We start from the raw sequence: 19,667 nt of genomic DNA on the forward strand, positions 1-19,667 counted from the left end.
CGCGTCGGTCCCGACGCGTCAGCGGGCGGCCGCTGGGACGGCCCGGGCAACGACCTCGGCGAGCTCGCCACGTGTCGGGCCCGGGTCGAAGGGGTGCCGCCAGCCCGTCGCGTACACGGCGCGGGCGCGGTCCTCGGCCGCCCGCAGGCTCGTGGGCAGGGCGGCCATCGCGGCGTACGGCCCGATGGCCTCGCCGATGGAGGGATCGCGGTCGGCGGCCATCATGATGACGTCGGAGGGCAGTGGCCCCGACAGGTCGACGTCGTCGCCGGCCCACCGCCGGGCCTGCGCGGAGTCCATCTGCACGTGGTCCTCCACCCAGGGCCGCATGCGCTCCTCGCCGAACGCGTCGAGCCCGCCCGCCACGGCCTCGACGTCGGTGCGGTGCTCGTCGACGAGCCGGAGCAGCTCGGCGACCTGGAGCAGGGAGGTGGTGATGCCGCGCCCGAAGTTCGGGGTCGTCGTGCACACGGAGTCGCCGACGAAGACGAGCCCGGGCAGCGCCGGCCGGCCGTCGGGGCCCTGCTGCCCCCGGTAGACGTTGAGCAGCGGACCGCCGGGCAGCACGTCGGTGAGGGGCGTCGCCACGGACGGGTCGGTCCACGCGGCGAGGCCCGGTACGGCGGCCGCGGCCGCCTCGAACGCAGCCGTGTGGCGCAGGTCGACGAGCGAGCGGTCGGACGTGTTGCGGATGAGCAGGGCCGAGAAGATGCCCTGCTCGTGGACGAAGACGAGCACGCCGAAGCCGTCGTAGCTGCCCTGCCAGGCGATGGGGTTGGTCAGCGGCGGCTGCTCCCCGGGCCGCAGCCGGTACTGGCGGTCGACGTAGGCGATGCCGCACTCGCCGCCGACGCCGGGCGCGCGCAGGTGCCGGTTGACCCGACCGGAGCGGCCCGACGCATCGACGACGAGGTCGGCGGGGAGGTCGTGGCCGTCGACGCTGATGCCGCCGACGCGTCCGCGCCGGGTCGTGAGGCCGTCGACGTGCCCGGTCTCGAGGGTGAGCCCGGGCTGCCGGGCGGCGGTCGACCGCACGGCGCGCTCGAAGGTCTCTCGGCGTGACCGCATGCCGCCGAGCACCTCGGTGCCGTCGGGCGTGGTCATCGTCACCGGTTCGGCGCCGGCGGCGAGCCACGCGTCCCAGGCGTCGGGCGCGATCTCGCGCAGCGTCTGTCCGACCTGCGGGCGGAAGGCGTGGGCGTGGTGGAACTGCATGACGCCGCGGCGGTCCCAGCGCCCGTTGGCGGGCGGCCCGGCGTCACGGTCGACGGCGACGACCTCGTGGCCACGACGGGCCAGGCCGATGCCGGTGACCAGCCCCGCTGGTCCGGCCCCGATGATCGCGACCCTCACGATCATCACCCCCATTGGTGTTACTGTCGGTGTATTGACTTAACCCAGAGTGAAAGCATGTGGCGATGACGTCAAGCGGTTTCCGGGAACCTCGGTGAGCTCGGGTCCGAAACGGGCCTATGTGTCCGGTTTGCGGGAGGCGCAGGCCCGCCGCACCCGCCGCGCCGTCGTCGAGGCAGCCAGTGAGCTCTTCGTCCAGCACGGCTACGCCGCGACGACGATCGACGCCGTGGCCGCGCGGGCCGGGGTCAGTCGCAAGACGGTCTTCGACGCCGTCGGCGGCAAGGTGGCCCTCCTCAAGGAGGCGTACGACTGGGCGATCGTCGGCGACGACGAGCCGGTCGCGTTCGCCGATCGCCCCGCCGTCCGCGCCCTGCAGGCCACGACCGACCCGGCGGACGCCCTCGACCGGTGGGTGCGGATCGTGCGCGACATCGCCCGCCGCGTCGCGCCCATCGGCACGGTCCTCGTGCTCGCCTCCGACACCGACGCGGAGGCCGCGGCTCTCAAGGGCGTCGCCGACGCCAACCGCCTCTTCGGCGCCCAGCAGTTCGTCCGGCACCTGGCGGCCGTCGGCGGTCTGCGACGGGGAGTCACGCGCGCGGCCGCCGCCGACGTGTGCTGGCTGTACATGGACCCGATGCTCTACAACCGGCTCGTCGTCGAGCGGAGATGGTCGGTGTCCCGTTATGAGGCCTTCCTCCGAAATGCCCTGGCCGCAGCGTTGCTCGCGTGACCGCCGGCCGCGACGTCGCCCGGACCGGGCGGGCCCCCCGGCCGATCCCGGCCCATGTTTTCGATCTGGCCACGCGGGTATGGTCGAAGAGGTAACCACCTGTCCGCATCCTCGGGGGATGAAGGCGATAACCGTGACCCCTCACGAATCCCACCTCAACAGCGACGGAACGGTCTTCCCGCCGGTCACGCCCGACCCGCCACTGCCGCCGGGGATGGAGGACATCCCGGTGCCGGACATCGTCCCGGTCCGCGCGCCCGACGGCCCCGACCGGGTGGCCGACACTCGTGATGCCTCGCGCAGTGCGCCTGTCCCGGAGAGCGACACCGCCTCCGCCTGAGCGGATCCCGCCGCTGCGTGGTGGGCCCGAGCGCCCCTCGCCGACGCCTGCCGACGCCTGACGCCCGCCGACCGACGCGTGCTGATGCGTGCCCCTCGGGGTACGTGTGGCCCATGAGACTGCGGCGCAGCACCATCGACGGCCCCGGCGTGCGCCGCGTCCGCCGTGGCACGGGCTTCGGATACGTCGACGCCGACGGCAGGGCGGTCGACGCCGACACCCGCGAGCGGGCCAAGGCGCTCGTCATCCCGCCGGCGTGGCAGGACGTCTGGATCAGCCCGCACCCCCACGGGCACATCCAGGCCGTCGGCACCGACGACGCCGGTCGGCGCCAGTACCTCTACCACGAGAAGTGGCACGAGGCCCGCGACCGCGAGAAGCACGACCGCGTGCTCACCCTCGCCAAGCGGCTGCCCGAGGCGCGCAAGCAGGTCGCCTCCGAGCTGCGCGCCACCGGACTGGGTCGCCGACGCGTCACCGCTGCGGCCCTTCGCATGCTCGACGCGGGCCTGTTCCGCACCGGCGGCGACGAGTACGAGGCCGAGCACGGCTCCCACGGTGTCGCGACGCTGCTGCGCCAGCACGTGTCGGTGAGCGGTGAGGACATCACCTTCGAGTTTCCGGCCAAGTCCGGGGTGCTGCGCGAGGCCGTCATGACCGACCAGCTCCTGGCGCGAACCGTGCTGTCGCTCAAGCGAAGCGGCTACCCGGGGGAGCGGCTGCTCGCCCACCGCGACCGCGACGGCTGGCACGAGCTGCACTCCGCCGACCTCAACGTCGCGTTCAAGGAGCTCGTCGGCGACGAGTACACGGTCAAGGACCTGCGCACGTGGGCCGCCACCGTCACGGCCGCCGTCACACTGGCCCGGACGGGCCCTGCGGAGACCGAACGTGAGCAGAAGCGCGCCGAGAAGGACGCCATGAAGGTCGTGTCGGAGCACCTCGGCAACACGCCCGCGGTGGCCCGGCGGTCCTACGTCGACCCGCGCGTCCTCGACGAGTACGCGGTCGGTCGCACCGTCGCCCGAAGCCTGGGCCGACTGACGAAGGCCGACCGGGCACGCCTGGAGGGCGGCGAGCTCGTCCGGGTGCGAGACCGCGACGCGCTCGAACGCGCCGTCATCCGCCTGGTCAAGGGCGCCGAGTAGCCCCGGCCACGAAATCCCCGCCGCGGCCGGGAGACGGTGGCAGCCCGTGCCCGACCACCACCACGGTCCAGCCACGGCGGGACGGCAGCAGGGCTCCACGCCCGGACGGCTGCCCGGCTCAGGCGGTGGCTTCCTCCGGCTCCCGGTCGGTGGCGGACGCCGCCTGCAGGTCGTCGGCGCGGGTGGCCGGCATGAGCAGCCCGGCCAGGACGCTGACCGCCGCCGCCACGAGCACCGCGAGGAACACCGCGCTCGAGCCCGCCCCGACGGCGTCGGGCGACGCGTCGCCGCCCGACCGCGCGATGACGGCGTTGGCGATGGCCCCGAAGACGGCGACGCCGACGGCGCTGCCGACCGAGCGCATGAACATGTTCGAGCCGGTCACGACGCCCCGTTCGTGCCACGGCACCGACGCCTGGGCCGCCACGAGCGTCGGGGTGGCGACGAGGCCGAGCCCGAGGCCGACGACGAAGCACGACAGCGCCGTGGTCCACACGTTCGGGTGGGCGCTGACGAGCCAGAGCACGAGCGTCCCGACCCCGGCGAGGACGAGGCCGATGAGGGCGGTCGGCCGGAACCCGATGCGCAGGTAGAGGCGGCCGGACTGGGCCGCGGAGATCGGCCAGCCGAGCGTCAGGGCGGCAACGGCGAGCCCGGCCACGAGCGGCGTCGCGCCCGTCGTGCGCTCGAGGAAGGTCGGGACGTAGGAGGTGAGTCCGATGAGGACGCTGCCCACGCCGATGGAGATGAGCGAGGTGGCCAGGATGAGGCGCCGGCCGAAGAGGTGCAGCGGCAGGACCGGCTCGGCGGCGCGGCGTTCGATGAGCACGAACGCGGCGAGCAGCAGGCCGCCGACGACGAACGCGCCGATGCTCTGCCACGAGGTCCACGCCCACGCCTGCCCGCCCTCGAGCACGGCGAGGATGAGCAGCGTCACGGACACGGTGAGGACGCTCGCCCCCGCGTAGTCGATGCGGTGCCGGCGCCGCTCGACCGACTCGTGGTAGCTGCGCCACAGCATCCAGGCGGCGAGGAGACAGAAGGGGATGTTGACGAGGAAGATCCAGCGCCACGAGACGAACTGGGAGAAGACGCCGCCGAGCGTCGGGCCGACGACCGAGGACATCGCCCAGACCGACGCGATGTAGCCCTGCGCCTTGGCGCGCTCGGCGACCGTGTAGATGTCGCCGGCGATGGTGATCGTCAGCGGCAGCACCGCACCGGCGCCGAGGCCCTGAACGGCGCGCATGACGATGAGCGAGCCCATGTCCCAGGCAAGTCCGCACATGACCGAGCCGAGCAGGAACAACCCGATGCCGAAGAGGATGACCGGCTTGCGGCCGAGGGTGTCGGCGAGCTTGGCGTACACCGGCACCGACACCGCCTGCGCGAGCAGGTAGACGGAGAAGAGCCACGGGAACTGCGCGAGGCCGCCGAGGTCGTCGACGATCGAGGGCACGGCCGTGGCGATGATCGTGGAGTCGAGGGCGATGAGGGCCGTCGAGAGCATGAGCGCGACGAGGATGGGCCCGCGCTCCGATCGGAACCCCACGCCGTCGCGTCGGTTCGCTGCGGCGTCGGTGCTGGTGGCCTGGGTCATGGCGCTCCTCGGGTCTCGTGGCGACACTGGAGGGACAAGCGGCTCGGCGGCCCGTGCATTCCCGTGCGGGCGGCGCTCGGTCGGCTCCAGACTGGTACGGGCCCGGCAGCAGTCGCGGGCCCCCGTCCCGTCCCCGGTGGCGCGGAAGGAACCCGATGGTCCGGACTCTCGGCATCGAGGAGGAGATGCTCCTCGTGGACGTCCGCAACGGTCGTCCCCGCCCCCTGTCGAGCCTGTTGCTCGTCCGTGCCGCGCACGACCCGCCCGAGGTGGCCGGTGTCGGGGTCCACGGGGCCGTCGAGGGCGAGTTCCAGCAGCAGCAGATCGAGACGCACACGGCTCCGGCCGCCGCGTTGCCGGCGCTGCGCGCGGAGGTGCGGCGATGGCGCGCCGAGGCGATCCGGGCCGCCGACGGCACGGGCTCCGGGGTCGCGGCGCTCGCGACCTCACCGCTGCCGGTGAACCCGGTCGTCGCCCAGTCGACGCGCTACGCGTGGATGGCGGACCGCTACGGGCTGCTCGCCCGCGAGCACCTCATCTGCGGGTGTCACGTGCACGTGTCGGTCGACGGCGACGAGGAGGGCGTGGGTGTCATCGACCGGATCCGCGTCTGGCTGCCGACCCTGCTCGCCATCAGCGCCAACTCGCCGTTCTGGCGCGGCGAGAGCACCGGGTACGCCAGCTTCCGTTCGCAGATGCTGGCCCGCTGGCCGTCGTGGGGGCCGCCCGACGTCTTCGGATCGGCCGAGGCCTACCACCGGCGGGTGCGCGAGATGGTGCTCAGCTCGGTCATCCTCGATGCGGGGATGGTGTACATGGACGCACGGCTGTCCGAGCACTATCCGACCGTCGAGGTGCGGGCCGCCGACGTCTGCGCCACCGTCGAGGAGGCCGTCGTGCTCGCGGCCCTGTGCCGGGGTCTCGTCGAGACGGCCGCGCAGGAGTGGCGGCGGGGGCAGAGCCCGCCGGACGTGCCGACGCAGCTGCTGCGGTTCGCGTCGTGGCAGGCCGGGCGTGACGGCGTCGAGGGCCAGCTCATCGACTGGCAGAGCGGGCTTCCGCGTCCGTGCTGGTTCGTCATCGCCTCGCTCCTCGACTACGTCGGACCGGCGCTGGAGTCCGCCGGCGACCTCGCGGCGGTGACAGCGGGCCTGGACCGGCTGCGCGAGGAGGGCAACGGCGCGGTGCGTCAGCGGGCCGTGCTGGCCCGGACCGGCCGGCTCTCCGACGTCGTGGCCGAGGCGGTGCGCGTCACCGCCTGCCAGGTCGACGCCTGAGGTGTCGGGCGGTCACCCGGCGCCGGTGGGGAAGCGCACGTCACGCTCGGTCGTGAAGGTGCGCCGGCCCATCTCGAGCTGGCTGAGGGCGTAGAGCAGGGCGGTGACGACGCCGACGACGACGGTGAGCGCTGTCCCGGCGCCCGACGCGTCGGCGACCAGCGCGCCCAGCGTGCCCGCGACGAGCGTGTTGACGGCCATGAGGAAGACGCCGGTGCTGCCGACGACGTGCAGCGCCGTGTTACGGCGGCGCCCCAGCGCATAGGTGTGCATGAGGCCGGCGTCGTCGTCGTGGGTCCCGGCGGTGAGATAGGGCGCGAGCTCCGGGACGAGGTCGACGTAGGCGTGCCTGATGCGGTTCATCGAGCGGACGAGGTCGGCGTCCTCGAGGCTCGCCGCGTTGACGCGGACCGCCGTGAGGGTCCCCATGACGAGGGCGGCCGACGCGAAACCGATCGCGAGCACCCGGAAGGGCGTGCCGAAGCCGGTGGCCTGCGCGGTCAGGGCGAGGACGACGAGGAACGCCGACAGCACGGTCAGGTGGATCTGGATGCGGCTCATGACCTCCGACCACGTCATCGACCGGGTGCCGAGCAGGCTCCAGTGCTCCGTCGAGAGGAACACCGGCAGCGCCGACGCGGCGGGTGCGGAGGCGGGGGAGGGTGCCGGGGGTGCGGGAGCCGGGACGGCAGGGGCGGTGCGAGCGGAACCGTCGGCACCGGGGAGGGGGTCAGGGCCGCTCGTCATGTCGACGCTCCTTCGGACGGACGTTGGCCTCCAGTGTGCGGCGCGGGACGTCCCGACGCGGCAGGTTCGGTGGCAGGGGGATGGGAGAGTGGGGCCATGCGTGAGCTGCCGGTGACCCTCGACCTGCCCCGTCCGTGGACCGCGCGGGTCCCCGACGCCGACGACGCGCCCGCGGTGGCCGCGCTGCTCGCCGACCACCAGCGTGCCGCGAAGGGGTCGTCGAGCGTCGACCCGGACGCCCTGCTCGGCCAGCTGGCCGGCATCGGGTCGTGGACGCGTCGGCAGGCCCTCGTGCACGACCCCGACGGGGCTCTCGTCGCGTGGCTGTCGGTGCACGACCGCGCGGCCGGACGCACCGTCGTCGAGGTGACGGTGACGCCCACGCTGCCCGACGCCGACGCGGCGGCGCTCGCCGGTGCGCTCTTCGCGTCGGGGCGCCGGCACGCCCTCGACATCGCCGCGATGCGCGGCCTGCGCTCGACGCTGCTCGACTCGGGCGCGTACGCCGACGACCCCCGTCAGCAGGGGTGGCTCGCGGCCGCCGGGTACGAGTGCACGCGCACGTGGCTGCAGATGACCCGACGCGTCGCGCCCGAGGAGGCCACGAGCCTCCCCGGTCCGCGCGAGGGCGTCACGGTGCGCCCGGTCGAGCAGCACGACGACGGTTTGCCGGTCGCCGCCGACCTGCAGGCCGTGCACCGCGTGCTCGAGGAGTCGTTCCAGGACCACTTCAGCAGCTACCGCGAGAGCTTCCCCGAGTTCGTCATGCGCCTGCGCGAGGACCCCGGCCACCGTTGGGACCACTGGTGGCTCGCGACGGTGCAGACCGACGACGGCGAGCTGCCCGCCGGCGCCGTCGTCTCCACGGTGCTGCCGCCCGACGCCGACGGTGTCGAGGGCAGCTACATCGACTACATCGGCGTGCACCGCCGGGCGCGCGGGCGCGGCGTCGCCAAGGCGCTGCTGAACCGGGTCATCGCCGAGGCAGCCGCGCAGGGGCGGGGCCGCGTCGGCCTCGAGGTGGACGCCGACTCCCCGACCGGCGCCGACGGGCTCTACACCGCGATGGGCTGGGTCACCGACTACCGCACCCAGTCCTGGCACCAGCACGTCGACGTCGAGCGCTGACCTCGAGCGCTGACCTCGAGCGCTGACCTCGAGCGCTGACCTCGAGCGCCGAGTCACGCCGCGTCGGCGCAGGCCCGACGCGTCTCGGCGACGAGCGCCTCCGCCTCCCGCAGCGTCGTGGCCAGGGCCTCCGGCGTCGTGCCGAGGGCGCCGAGGAGGCGCTGGGCTCGGGCGGCGAAGTCCGTCGGAGCGACCTCGAGGTCGCCCGCCTCGGCCACGACCCCCTTCTCGTTGACCACCCACTGCCCGGCCCGGGCGTGCAGGCCGTGGGCGCACAGCGTCACGGCGCGGAAGAGGCACCCGGCGACGTACGTGGCGTCGACGCGGCCGACCGCCTTCCGGGCACCCGCGAGCAGGAGCTCGGCCTCCCAGAGTCCGCCGACCACGGCCTCGGCCAGGGCCGGCGGGTACTCCCGCACCTGCTGCTGCAGGGCCGTGAGGGCGCCCGACGGGTCGGCGAGCACGACGCCGAGCGCCAGCTCACCGGCGTAGGCGAAGTCGGGCACGCCCAGCGGGTGGCCGGCCTGCGGGTGGAAGTCGAACCGGCCCTCCTGCGCGTCGGCCCACGAGCGGCGCACGCGGGCCACGTCGCGGTAGATCCAGTCGACGGCCGTGCCATCGAGGTGCAGCCAAGCGCCGCCGTCGACCCACGGGCCCCAGCCGCCGGGAGCGGTGACCTCGGCCTCGGCGTCACCGAGCCGGCGGGCGAGGCGCTGGAGGCCGGCGACGTCGAGCGGGGGCTCGTAGTACAGGCCGAGGTCGACGTCCGAGTCGGGGGTCTGCCGGCCACGGGCCCGGCTCCCGCCGAGCACCACCGCCACGACGCCGTGGACCTCGACGACGGACGCGGCCATCTCCTCCAGCTGGTGGCGCTCCATGCGCCCATCCTTTCCGGCACGCGCCGCCTTGTCCTCCGTGGGCCGGCCTGCCAGCGCCCCTCCCGGGGTCTCGTCGCGTGCGTCGTCACGATCCGACCGGGTGATGGCCGTCTCCGGTGAACTCGGCCTCAGTTTCCCGACCGGGCCCTCCGTGGCTGCCAACCTTGAGGTACCGACCGCGGTGCACGCTCTTCGGTCGCGGACACCCCGCGAGAGGGGAGCGCGGACGCGCGTATGGCCTGGTACCTCCTTCACCCAAGGGTTGCTGTGATGACTGCTCTGCCGTTTCTCGAGTCGCTGCCTCGGTTCGTCTTCTTCACGGGCAAGGGTGGTGTCGGCAAGACCTCGCTCGCCTGCGCGACGGCGGTCCGGTTGGCCGAGCAGGGTCGCACGGTGCTGCTGGCGAGCACCGACCCCGCGTCGAACGTCGGGCAGGTGTTCGGCGTCACCGTCGGCAACACCATCACCGCGGTGGCCGGTGTACCCGGACTGGACGCCCTGGAGATCGACCCGCAGCAGGCGGCGGACGCGTACCGCGCGACCGTCATCGACCCCGTGCGCGACGTGCTGCCCGCCGACGAGGTGTCCGCGATGGTCGAGCAGCTGTCCGGCGCGTGCACGACGGAGATCGCCTCGTTCAACGAGTTCACGACGCTCCTCGCCGACGAGGCCGCCACCGCTGCCTATGACCACGTCCTCTTCGACACGGCTCCGACGGGGCACACCATCCGCCTGCTCCAGCTGCCGGGCGAGTGGACGAGCTACCTGTCCGACGGCAAGGGCGACGTCTCGTGCCTGGGCCCGGTCGCCGGTCTGGACCGGCTCCGCCACGACTACGCCGGCGCGCTCGCCGCCCTGATCGACCCCGCCCGCACCCGACTCGTCCTCGTCACCAGGCCACAACGATCCGCCGTCGCCGAGGCCGCGCGCACCTTCGAGGAGCTGCAGGCGCTGGGCATGACGAACGCCCACCTCGTCGTGAACGGCGTCATGCCGGCGGACGAAACAGGTTCTGTCGCCGACGCGCTGACGGAGGCGATCCGTTCCCGCGAGCAGGCAGCGCTGGACGACCTTCCGCCCGCCATGTCGGTGCTGCCCAGGACCACGATCGCCCTCCTGCCGTTCAACACCGTGGGTGTCCCGGCGCTCAGGGCGCTCCTCGAGCCGGCGTCACCGTCGGCCGGCGCGACCACCGAGACCTCGTCGCTTCCCGCCGGTGTCGTCGGGCTGCGGGACCTCGTCGACGACCTCGAGGCGGGCGGTCACGGCCTGGTGATGTGCATGGGTAAGGGCGGGGTCGGCAAGACCACCGTCGCTGCCGCCGTCGCCCTCGAGCTCGCCGGCCGTGGCCACCAGGTGCTCCTCACGACGACCGACCCGGCGGCGCACCTGGGTCGGACGCTGCAGGCCGAGGTCGAGAACCTCACGGTCGAGCGGATCGACCCGCAGCAGGCGATCACCGAGTACCGGGCCCGGGTCATGGCCGGCAAGGGCAAGGCCCTCGACGACGCGGGCCGGGCGGCGCTGGCCGAGGACCTGAAGTCGCCGTGCACCGACGAGGTCGCGGTGTTCCAACAGTTCTCGCACGTGGTCTTCCGGGCCCGCAAGCAGTTCGTCGTGCTCGACACCGCGCCGACCGGACACACGCTGCTGCTGCTGGACGCCACCGGTTCCTACCATCGGGAGATCACGCGTCAGATGAGTGAAGGTGCCCGCTTCGTCACTCCGCTCATGCGGCTGCAGGACCCATCGCAGACCAAGGTCGTCATCCTCACGCTTCCCGAGACGACGCCCGTGCTCGAGGCCGAGGAGCTGGCGGACGACCTCGCGCGTGCCGGCATCACGCCGTGGGCCTGGGTCGTCAATGCCTGCCTCACCGCGGCGGCCCCGAGCTCGCCGTTCCTGCGGACCCGTGCCCTCGCCGAGGCGCCGTCGCTCGCGCGCGTTCGTAGCCGGTGCCATCGTGTCGCGGCGCTCCCGCTGCTGGCCGAGGAGCCGGTCGGCCCGTCCGCCCTGGCCGCTCTCATGGCACCCAGTGCGATCGGCGCCGACCAGGGGACGGCTCTGTCCGCCCTCCGATGATCTCGGTCCTGTGGCTCAGCCGGCCGCCGAGAACCTCGGTGCGAGGGCGCTGACGCGTCCGGCGATGAGCTCCAGCGCGCGGTCGAACGCGCGCGCGCCACCTGACGGGACCGGGTCGGGGATGGACCAGTGAGCCCAGTCGGCCCCGTGCAGTTCCTCGTGCGCGCGGTCGCAGACGGTGATGACGAGGTCGCCCTCACGCTCGATGTCCGCGAGCATCGCGGGGGCGACCTCCGGCAGGTCGAGGCCATGACGTGCCGCAGCTGCAGCGGCGCGTTCGTTGATCCGATCCCCCGGGTGGGTGCCGGCGGACGCTGCCACGATGGGGCTTGTTCGGCGCCACAGCGCGGCGGCGAGGTGCGAACGGGCCGTGTTGGCGGTGCACACGAACAGCACTCGCGACGGTTGCGCCAACGCACCGACGGGTGTCGACACGGCGCTCACGGCGGCGGGCACGAGGGTCACGTACGTCCGACGGCCGTCGCCTTCGGACCGGTGCCGGGTGATGAGGCCGGCGTCCTGCAGCACCTTGAGGTGGTGGGCGAGCAGGTTCGACGGGACGTCGAGGAGCGCGCCGAGCTCGGACGCCGCGGCGTCACTCACCGACAGGCGGTCCACGATCCGCAGCCGCGTGATGTCCGCCAGCGCCGCGTGCGCCCGGACGCGGCGCTCGAGCCCGCTCGTTTGCTCAGTGTTCATTGACTCAAGTTTGACTGAGCGAGTCTGACGCGTCAACATCGGGGTGTGACGACTCCCGCACCGCTGCCCCGCCGCCTCCTGGCCGAGCTCCTCGGTACCGCGCTGCTCGTGACGGTGGTGATCGGCTCGGGGATCGCCGCCCAGCAGCTGTCCCCGGACGACATCGGCCTGCAGCTGCTCGAGAACTCCCTCGCCACCACGCTGGGCCTCACGGTCCTGATCCTGCTGTTCGGGCCGGTGTCCGGGGCGCACTTCAACCCGGTTGTCTCGCTCGCGGACTGGTTCCTCGGGCGACGAGTGGGTCACGGCCTGGGCCTGCGCGACGTCGGTGCGTACACGGTCGCACAGGTGATCGGGGCTGTCGGTGGCGCCCTGCTCGCGAACGCGATGTTCGGCGTCGGTACCGCGATCTCGACGAAGGACCGCATGAGCGTCGGTCACGGCATCGGCGAGGTCGTCGCCACCGCCGGGCTCGTCGCCCTCATCTTCGCGCTGGCGCGCACCGGCCGCGCCGGCCTCGCCGCACCCGCCGTCGGGGCCTACATCGGTGCCGCGTACTGGTTCACCAGCTCCACCTCGTTCGCCAACCCCGCTGTCACGATCGGCCGCGTCTTCTCCGACACGTTCGCCGGCATCGCCCCCGCGTCGGTGCCCGGGTTCATCGTCGCCCAGCTCATCGGCCTGGCTGTCGGCCTGGCCCTGACCCTGGCGCTCTACCCGGACGCCGGTGAGAGCGCCGACGACGTCGTCGTCCCGCACGGCCACGACGACACCTCCGCCACCATCCCGGCAGCGCCCACCTCCTGACCGCCACCCCCTGATCGAGGAGAGAACACCATGGCCGACAAGCCGTCCGTCCTGTTCGTCTGCATCCACAACGCCGGCCGCTCCCAGATGGCTGCCGCCTACCTCACCCACCTCTCCGGTGGCGCCGTCGAGGTCCGCTCCGCGGGCTCCGAGCCGGCCGACCAGGTCAACCCCTCTGCCGTCGCGGCCATGGCCGAGGAGGGCATCGACATCACCGCCGAGACCCCGAAGATCCTCACCAGCGAGGCCGTCAAGGAGTCCGACGTGGTCATCACGATGGGCTGCGGCGACACCTGCCCGATCTTCCCGGGCAAGCGCTACGAGGACTGGGAGCTCGAGGACCCGGCCGGTAAGGGCGTCGAGTCGGTGCGCCCGATCCGCGACGACATCAGGCGTCGCATCGTCGACCTGCTGGTCTCGCTCGACGTCGCACCAGCGGGACGCTGACGCCGTCGGCGGCGGCGGGACGACTGGGCGCGTCGTCCATCCCGACTGTCGCCCGCGTGGCGGCACCCCTAGACGTCGTGCGCGTCGTGCAGGGTGAGCTGCCGTCGGTGGTGCTGGTAGTGGACGGTCGCGTAGTGCAGGACCTCCTGCACGGTCATGTAGTCCTGGAAGTAGGGATCCCACCCCGTCGGGAAGTGCATGCCGCGGGCCAGCAGTCGATCGTCCGCGCGTTCCAGGAATCGGATGAGGCTCGCCGTGACGGTGTCCATGACGCGTTCCATGCCTGAGCTGCCCAGCAGGTGCGGGCCACCCAGGGATCCGAGGTAGTTGACGACGTGGAACGGTCGCGTGGCGGCGTTCAGCAGCGCGGCGAAGCCCCGGGACGCGGCATCGGGTAGTCGACCGAACGCGCGCACGAGCCACAGCAGGTTTCGCACGAGCAGGTAGCCGAAGAGCATGTGGAACAGCAGCTGCTCGTTCGTCCACCTGGTCCCGTTGCTGCCACGTCGCAGCTCGGGACGGCCTGCGCTCTCCACCAGCGCATGGAAGTCAGCGCGGGCGGCTCGCATCTCGTGTGCTATCTCGACGCGTTCCATGAGCCGACCGACGTGGGCGCGCTCAGGCCGGCGCGAGCAGCTGCGCCATCACCGCAAGGACCCCGGGCGCCACCCGGTAGTAGACCCACGTGCCGCGACGCTCGGACTCCAGCAGGCCGGCCTCGCGCAGCTTCTTGAGGTGGTGGGACACCGTCGGCTGCGAGACGCCGACGTCCTGGATGTCGCACACGCACGCCTCGCCACCCTCGGAGGAGGCGATGTTGGAGAACAGTCGCAGCCGCACCGGGTCGCCGAGCGCCTTGAACATGCCGGCCGCGCGCTCCGCATCCTCGACGCCCAGCGGGCCGCGCGTCAGGGGTGTGCAGCACGCCGCATCTGCGGCCCCGCCCGAGGGTGCGCCGTCACGCGAGGTCACGTCCCGGATCTCCAACAGATTCGACATGTGTCTATCTTGACACTCATCGAAATGGGTATGCAAGATGGCGCCGTCATCACATTGACGAACATCGAAGCAACAGTCGCCGGTTGCACGCCGACGCCCGACCCGGAGGTTCAGCTCGTGACCACCCCCACCACCGCGCCCGACTCCACGGTCGCGGCGTCTCCTGTCGTCGTCATCGGCGCCGGCCCGATCGGCCTGGCTGCCGCCGTGCACCTGCTCGAGCAGGGCCTGGAGCCGGTCGTGCTCGAACGCGGCGGCCGTGCCGGGGCAGCCGTGACGGAGTGGGGCCACGTGCGCCTCTTCTCCCGGTGGTCCGAGCTCGTCGACCCGGCCGCGCGCCGGCTGCTCGAGCCCACCGGGTGGGCGGCCCCGGAGGCCGGCCGGTACCCCACCGGCGCCGAGTGGGTGCAGCTGTACCTGCAGCCGCTGGCCGACGCCCTCGGCGACCGAGTTCACTACGGCGAGACCGTCACCGGCGTGGCCAGGGCGGGTCGTGACCGCGTCGTGGACTCCGGCCGCGACACCCAGCCGTTCACGGTCCACGTCCGCGACAGGTCGGGACAGGCGTCCAGGCTTCACGCCCGTGCGGTCGTCGACGCGTCGGGCACCTGGACGCGTCCCAACCCCCTGGGCAGCGACGGTTACCCCGCCGACGGCGAGCACGACCCGGCCGTCGCCGAACACATCGCGTACCGCGTCCCGGCCACCACTGACCCGGCCGACGTGGCCCGGTACGGCGGCAAGCGCAGCGCCGTCGTCGGCTCCGGCCACTCGGCCCTCACCGCACTCGTGGCGCTGGCCGCCCTCGCCGAGCAGACCCCCGGCACCACGGCCGTCTGGGTGCTGCGCCGCGGTGTTGTCGGCAACGTCTACGGGGGCGGCGATGCCGACCAGCTTCCCGCACGTGGCGCCCTGGGGCTGCGGGCCAAGGAGGCCGTCGCTGCCGGGCACATCGAGGTGGTCACCGGGTTCCGCACCCAGGCGGTCGAGCACGCCGAGGCCGGCCCGGGAGCCTTGGCCCTCGTCGGCGAGGACGGCACCCGCATCGAGGGCCTCGACGAGGTCATCGGGCTCACCGGCTTCCGGCCCGACCACTCGATCCTGTCCGAGGTGCGCCTGCGGCTCGACAGCCGCCTCGAGGCGCCCGTCGGGCTGGCCCCGCTCATCGACCCGAACGTCCACTCGTGCGGCACCGTCTACCCGCACGGGGCCGCCGAGCTGGCCCACGACGAGCAGGACCTCTACGTCGTCGGGATGAAGGCGTACGGCCGCGCCCCGACGTTCCTGGCCCTCACCGGCTACGAGCAGGTGCGGTCGGTCGCCGCCGCCCTGGCCGGCGACCACGAGTCCGCCGCCCGCCTAGAGCTGACCCTCCCCGAGACCGGCGTCTGCGGTGGGGCCGGGCTGTTCGACGACGCCGAAGCCACCAAGGCCGGCGCCCAGGGCGGTGGGTGCTGTGACCCCGCTCCTGTCGCGACCGTACCCGCCGCGGCCAGCGGCCTTTCCCTCGCAGGAGTGTCGGTGCGGACCGCACCGCAGCTGATCCAGATCGGCACCCCCGCGGGCAGCTCGGGCGGCTGCGGATCCGACGGATGCTGAATCGCCCACCCGGGCACGACGAGCCGTCGACCGCGCCATCCACAGCGGTCGGCGGCCCGCCCATGGCCACCACGAGTGGTCACACGGACTCACCGGCGTCCGACACGGCGCGACCGCGCTTCGCGCTGCCGGCCCTGTGCGCGACCCAGGTCATCGGCTGGGGCGTGCTGTACTACGCGTTCCCGGTCATGCTCCCCAGCATCACTCGGGACACCGGCTGGTCCGCGCCGGCCGCGACCGCCTCGTTCTCGGCGGCTCTCGTCGTCTCCGCCCTGGCCGGTATTGCCGTTGGACACATCATCGACCGCACCGGGCCCCGCCGCGTCATGGCCATCGGCTCCGTGCTCGGCGCCCTGGCAATGACCCTCGTGGCGACCGCTCCGACTCTGCTGGCCTTCGCCGTCGGCTGGCTGCTCGCCGGTCCGGCCATGGCCGCCACCTTCTACCAGCCGGCGTTCGCGGCGATCACTCGCTGGTACGGCTCCCGACGCGTCCGCGCTCTCACCACGCTCACCCTGGCCGGCGGCCTGGCCAGCACCATCTTTGCCCCCATCACCGCCGCCCTCACCGAGCATCTCGGGTGGCGCCATGCCGCGCTGACCCTCGCCGTCATCGTCCTGCTCACCGCCACGCCGTTGCACGCCCTTGCCCTGCGCGGGCCTTGGCCGACGCACGCATCCGATCAGAGCGGCGATTCCGTTGCGGCACGCCCTGGCCCGGCGAGGCTGCCTGGGCCCCGACCTGACCCGCGGTCGGTCATCCGCAGTCGACCCTTCCTGACGTTGGCCTTCGCGCTGACCCTGTCCGGGTTCGCCATGTACGCGGTCGTCTTCGGACTCATCCCCTTGCTGACACACCGCGGCGCCACCACAGCCCAAGCAGCGTGGGCGCTCGGACTGGGTGGCCTGGGGCAGACCCTCGGCCGACTCGTCTACGCGCCACTGGCTGCCCGCAGCGCCCCTCGCACCCGAACCGCGGCCCTCATCGCGGCGGGCGGCCTCACGACTGCGCTACTCGCAGCCGTCCCAGGACCGCTCTGGCTGCTCACCCTCGTCGCCATGCTCGCCGGCACCGTCCGCGGCAACCTCACCCTCCTGCAAGCCACGGCGGTCACCGACCGTTGGGGTATCCGCGCGTACGGCCGTCTGACGGCCACGCTCGCCGCACCCGTCACCGTCGCCGGTGCTCTCGCCCCCTGGGCGGGGGCCGCGCTCATGGGGCCGTCGGGTGGGTACACGCAGCTGTTCTGGGTCCTGGCCACCCTGTCCGGACTGGCCGCGGTCGCTGCATCGCTCGATCGGCCGGCCCGCGCCTGAATCGTGGCTGCTCGCGCCCAGGCCCTCGTCCCTCGTGTCGCGCGCTCGTCGTCCGGATCTCCGGCCTCCGCGACGACGCCGAAGGGGGCCGGCCTGGATTCGACGTACGGCTACAACCGCTGCGTGCGCAGGCGCAGGGCGTTGCCGATGACGCTGACGGACGACAGCGCCATGGCGGCGGCGGCGATCATCGGGGAGAGCAGCAGGCCGAACGTCGGGTAGAGCACGCCGGCGGCCAGCGGGATGCCGGCGGCGTTGTACGCGAACGCGAACCAGAGGTTCTGGCGGATGTTCGACATGGTCGCCTCGGACAGCTGCCGGGTGCGGACGATGCCGGTCAGGTCGCCCTTGAGCAGGGTGACGCCGGCGCTCTCGATGGCGACGTCGGTGCCCGTGCTCATCGCGATGCCCACGTCGGCGGCGGTGAGGGCGGGTGCGTCGTTGACGCCGTCGCCGGCCATGGCCACGACGCGCCCTTCGGCACGCAGCGCCTTGACGACCTCGCTCTTGTGGTCGGGCAGCACCTCGGCCTCGACCCGGTCGATGCCCAGGCTGCGGGCGACGGCGTCGGCGGTGACGCGGTTGTCGCCGGTCAGCATGACGACCTCGATGCCGTCCTCGCGCAGGGCCTTCAGCGCGGCCGGTGTCGTCTCCTTGACCGGGTCGGCGATGGCGAGCACGCCCGCGACGGCCTCGTCGACGGCGACGTAGACGGCGCTGGCGCCGTCGGCGCGCAGCCGGTCGGCATCGGCGTCCATGCTCGAGGTGTCGACGCCCTGGGCGGTGAGGAAGTCGCTGCTGCCGACGAGGACGCGTCGTCCGTCGACGGTGCCGGTGACGCCCTTGCCGACCGGAGCGTCGAAGTCGGTGACTTGCGGGCCGGTCAGGCCCGCGTCGGTGGCGGCGCGGACGATCGCCAGTCCGAGGGGGTGCTCGCTGGCGCGTTCGACGGCGGCGGCCAGCCGCAGCACCGCGTCGTCGTCGACACCTCCAGCGGTGGCGACATGGGTCACCGACGGACGGCCCTGGGTCAGGGTGCCGGTCTTGTCGACGACGAGGGTGTCGACCTTCTCCATCAGCTCGAGGGCCTCGGCGTTCTTGATGAGGACGCCGAGGGACGCGCCGCGGCCGACGCCGACCATGATCGAGACGGGTGTGGCCAGCCCGAGCGCACAGGGGCAGGCGATGATGAGGACGCTCACGGCGACGACGAGCGCGTGCGCCAGGCGCGGCTCGGGCCCGACGGTGGCCCAGACGACGAACGCGACGACGGCCACGCCGATGACGGCGGGCACGAACACCGCCGAGACGCGGTCGGCCATGCGCTGGATGGGCGCGCGGGAACGTTGTGCCTCGGCGACCATCTGCACGATCCGGGCGAGCATCGTGTCGCGTCCGACCTTCTCTGCACGCATGACCAGGGACCCGGTCTGGTTGACCGTGCCGCCGATGACGCCGTCGCCGCTCGTCTTGGTCACCGGCATGGACTCCCCGGTCACCATCGACTCGTCGAGGGTGGAGCGTCCCTCGTGCACCGTGCCGTCGACGGGGACGGACTCGCCGGGGCGCACCCGCAGCAGGTCGCCGACCTGGGCGAGGTCGAGGGTGACGTCCTGCTCGGTGCCGTCCTGTTGGAGGCGGTGCGCAGTCTTCGGGGTGAGGTCGAGCAGGGCGCGGATGGCACCAGAGGTGCTCTCCCGGGCGCGCAGCTCGAGGACCTGCCCGAGCAGCACGAGTGCGGTGATGACGGAGGCGGCCTCGAAGTAGACCGCGACGGCTCCGTCCATCCGGAAGGCCTCGGGGAACAGCCCGGGCGCGACGGTCGCGACGACGCTGAACAGCCAGGCGACGCCGGTGCCCATCGCGATGAGCGTGAACATGTTCAGCTTCATCGTGCGCACCGAGGTCCACCCGCGCTGGAAGAACGGCCAGCCCGCCCACAGCACCACGGGTGTGGCCAGCACGAGCTGGGCCCAGTTGGCCGCGGTCGTGGAGATGGCGTCCTCGAGGGCGGGGATCAGGTCGCGCCCCATGGACAGGACGAGCACGGGGATGCTGAGAACGACGGCGACGACGAACCGGCGGGTCATGTCGGCCAGCTCGGGGTTGGGTCCGCTGTTCGCGGTCACGGTGACCGGTTCGAGCGCCATCCCGCAGATCGGGCAGGACCCCGGGCCAGGCCGGCGGATCTCCGGGTGCATCGGGCAGGTCCACTCGACCTCGTCGCCGGCGGAGGAAGCGGGCCGTGCGGCAGGGATGCCAGCGTCGGCGGCTGGGCCGCCCACGTACTCAGCGGGATTCGCGGCGAAGGTCGATCGGCAGCCGGCGGAGCAGAAATGGTACGTGCGCCCGTCCAGCTCGTGGTGGTGCTCGCTGGTGCCGGGGTCGACGTCCATGCCGCAGACGGGGTCCTGCACCAGCGAGCGCGTCGACGCGGTCGAGGTCTCGCGGTGGCTGTCCATACCTCCAAGATACCCCTATGGGGTATTGCGTCAAGAGGGTGCGCCTGAG

Annotated in this window: 18 protein-coding genes; 10 read left to right on the forward strand and 8 right to left on the reverse strand. The window is 72.9% G+C overall.

Annotated features, from left to right (window positions below):
• Positions 1-18: 18 nt before the first annotated feature.
• Positions 19-1,368 carry an FAD-dependent oxidoreductase gene (locus tag RY076_RS10010; RefSeq protein WP_323097514.1) on the reverse strand — a complete coding sequence of 450 codons (1,350 nt, stop codon included), beginning with the start codon at positions 1,366-1,368 and terminating at the stop codon, positions 19-21.
• 106 nt (positions 1,369-1,474) lie between these two features.
• Here RY076_RS10010 and RY076_RS10015 point away from each other — a divergent pair, with 106 nt between their 5' ends.
• The 3 genes from RY076_RS10015 (at position 1,475) to RY076_RS10025 (ending at position 3,577) form a co-directional block, all read left to right on the forward strand.
• Entirely contained in the window at positions 1,475-2,089 is a 615-nt protein-coding gene (locus RY076_RS10015) for a TetR/AcrR family transcriptional regulator (RefSeq protein ID WP_323097515.1), read from the forward strand.
• Between the two features lie 133 nt (positions 2,090-2,222).
• Positions 2,223-2,429, forward strand: coding sequence for a hypothetical protein (locus RY076_RS10020; protein ID WP_323097516.1), 207 nt, complete (start codon positions 2,223-2,225; stop codon positions 2,427-2,429).
• Between the two features lie 113 nt (positions 2,430-2,542).
• Positions 2,543-3,577, forward strand: a complete 1,035-nt coding sequence (locus RY076_RS10025) for a DNA topoisomerase IB (protein WP_323097517.1) — start codon at positions 2,543-2,545, stop codon at positions 3,575-3,577.
• A gap of 118 nt (positions 3,578-3,695) precedes the next feature.
• On the opposite strand, the gene RY076_RS10030 is transcribed toward RY076_RS10025, so the two are convergent.
• Positions 3,696-5,177 carry an MDR family MFS transporter gene (locus RY076_RS10030; protein ID WP_323097518.1) on the reverse strand — a complete coding sequence of 494 codons (1,482 nt, stop codon included), beginning with the start codon at positions 5,175-5,177 and terminating at the stop codon, positions 3,696-3,698.
• A gap of 155 nt (positions 5,178-5,332) precedes the next feature.
• Here RY076_RS10030 and RY076_RS10035 point away from each other — a divergent pair, with 155 nt between their 5' ends.
• Positions 5,333-6,454, forward strand: a complete 1,122-nt coding sequence (locus RY076_RS10035) for a glutamate--cysteine ligase (RefSeq protein WP_323097519.1) — start codon at positions 5,333-5,335, stop codon at positions 6,452-6,454.
• A 12-nt stretch (positions 6,455-6,466) separates the two neighbouring features.
• Here the strand turns inward: RY076_RS10035 and RY076_RS10040 are convergent, their stop codons facing one another.
• On the reverse strand, positions 6,467-7,201 hold the full coding sequence (locus tag RY076_RS10040) for a hypothetical protein (RefSeq protein WP_323097520.1): 735 nt from the start codon (positions 7,199-7,201) through the stop codon (positions 6,467-6,469).
• A 96-nt stretch (positions 7,202-7,297) separates the two neighbouring features.
• On the opposite strand from RY076_RS10040, the gene RY076_RS10045 reads away from it, so the two are divergent.
• Positions 7,298-8,329 carry a GNAT family N-acetyltransferase gene (locus RY076_RS10045; protein WP_323097521.1) on the forward strand — a complete coding sequence of 344 codons (1,032 nt, stop codon included), beginning with the start codon at positions 7,298-7,300 and terminating at the stop codon, positions 8,327-8,329.
• 53 nt (positions 8,330-8,382) lie between these two features.
• On the opposite strand, the gene RY076_RS10050 is transcribed toward RY076_RS10045, so the two are convergent.
• Positions 8,383-9,207, reverse strand: coding sequence for a nucleotidyltransferase family protein (locus tag RY076_RS10050; RefSeq protein ID WP_323097522.1), 825 nt, complete (start codon positions 9,205-9,207; stop codon positions 8,383-8,385).
• A gap of 270 nt (positions 9,208-9,477) precedes the next feature.
• Here RY076_RS10050 and arsA point away from each other — a divergent pair, with 270 nt between their 5' ends.
• Positions 9,478-11,289, forward strand: a complete 1,812-nt coding sequence (gene arsA, locus RY076_RS10055; RefSeq protein WP_323097523.1) for an arsenical pump-driving ATPase — start codon at positions 9,478-9,480, stop codon at positions 11,287-11,289.
• 15 nt (positions 11,290-11,304) lie between these two features.
• Here the strand turns inward: arsA and RY076_RS10060 are convergent, their stop codons facing one another.
• The gene (locus tag RY076_RS10060; protein WP_323097524.1) at positions 11,305-11,988 is read right to left on the reverse strand and encodes an arsenate reductase/protein-tyrosine-phosphatase family protein; all 684 of its coding nucleotides are present in this window, start codon (positions 11,986-11,988) and stop codon (positions 11,305-11,307) included.
• A gap of 45 nt (positions 11,989-12,033) precedes the next feature.
• Between RY076_RS10060 and RY076_RS10065 the strand changes: the two genes are divergently transcribed.
• Together RY076_RS10065 and RY076_RS10070 are read left to right on the forward strand one after the other, a co-directional pair.
• Positions 12,034-12,795, forward strand: coding sequence for an MIP/aquaporin family protein (locus tag RY076_RS10065; RefSeq protein WP_323097525.1), 762 nt, complete (start codon positions 12,034-12,036; stop codon positions 12,793-12,795).
• A 30-nt stretch (positions 12,796-12,825) separates the two neighbouring features.
• Positions 12,826-13,242: an arsenate reductase ArsC gene (locus tag RY076_RS10070; RefSeq protein ID WP_323097526.1), complete on the forward strand. Its 417-nt coding sequence runs from the start codon at positions 12,826-12,828 to the stop codon at positions 13,240-13,242.
• A 68-nt stretch (positions 13,243-13,310) separates the two neighbouring features.
• Here the strand turns inward: RY076_RS10070 and RY076_RS10075 are convergent, their stop codons facing one another.
• The gene (locus RY076_RS10075) at positions 13,311-13,778 is read right to left on the reverse strand and encodes a DinB family protein (protein WP_413785757.1); all 468 of its coding nucleotides are present in this window, start codon (positions 13,776-13,778) and stop codon (positions 13,311-13,313) included.
• An 82-nt stretch (positions 13,779-13,860) separates the two neighbouring features.
• Positions 13,861-14,241 (reverse strand): ArsR/SmtB family transcription factor, encoded by a 381-nt coding sequence (locus tag RY076_RS10080; protein ID WP_323097528.1) that lies wholly within the window; start codon positions 14,239-14,241, stop codon positions 13,861-13,863.
• Between the two features lie 117 nt (positions 14,242-14,358).
• Here RY076_RS10080 and RY076_RS10085 point away from each other — a divergent pair, with 117 nt between their 5' ends.
• The gene (locus RY076_RS10085; protein ID WP_323097529.1) at positions 14,359-15,840 is read left to right on the forward strand and encodes an NAD(P)-binding domain-containing protein; all 1,482 of its coding nucleotides are present in this window, start codon (positions 14,359-14,361) and stop codon (positions 15,838-15,840) included.
• A 62-nt stretch (positions 15,841-15,902) separates the two neighbouring features.
• Positions 15,903-17,156 (forward strand): MFS transporter, encoded by a 1,254-nt coding sequence (locus RY076_RS10090; RefSeq protein WP_323097530.1) that lies wholly within the window; start codon positions 15,903-15,905, stop codon positions 17,154-17,156.
• A 110-nt stretch (positions 17,157-17,266) separates the two neighbouring features.
• On the opposite strand, the gene RY076_RS10095 is transcribed toward RY076_RS10090, so the two are convergent.
• Positions 17,267-19,618 carry a heavy metal translocating P-type ATPase gene (locus RY076_RS10095; protein ID WP_323097531.1) on the reverse strand — a complete coding sequence of 784 codons (2,352 nt, stop codon included), beginning with the start codon at positions 19,616-19,618 and terminating at the stop codon, positions 17,267-17,269.
• Positions 19,619-19,667: the final 49 nt, after the last annotated feature.

Source organism: Intrasporangium zincisolvens, from assembly GCF_034724055.1.
Taxonomy (GTDB): domain Bacteria; phylum Actinomycetota; class Actinomycetes; order Actinomycetales; family Dermatophilaceae; genus Monashia; species Monashia zincisolvens.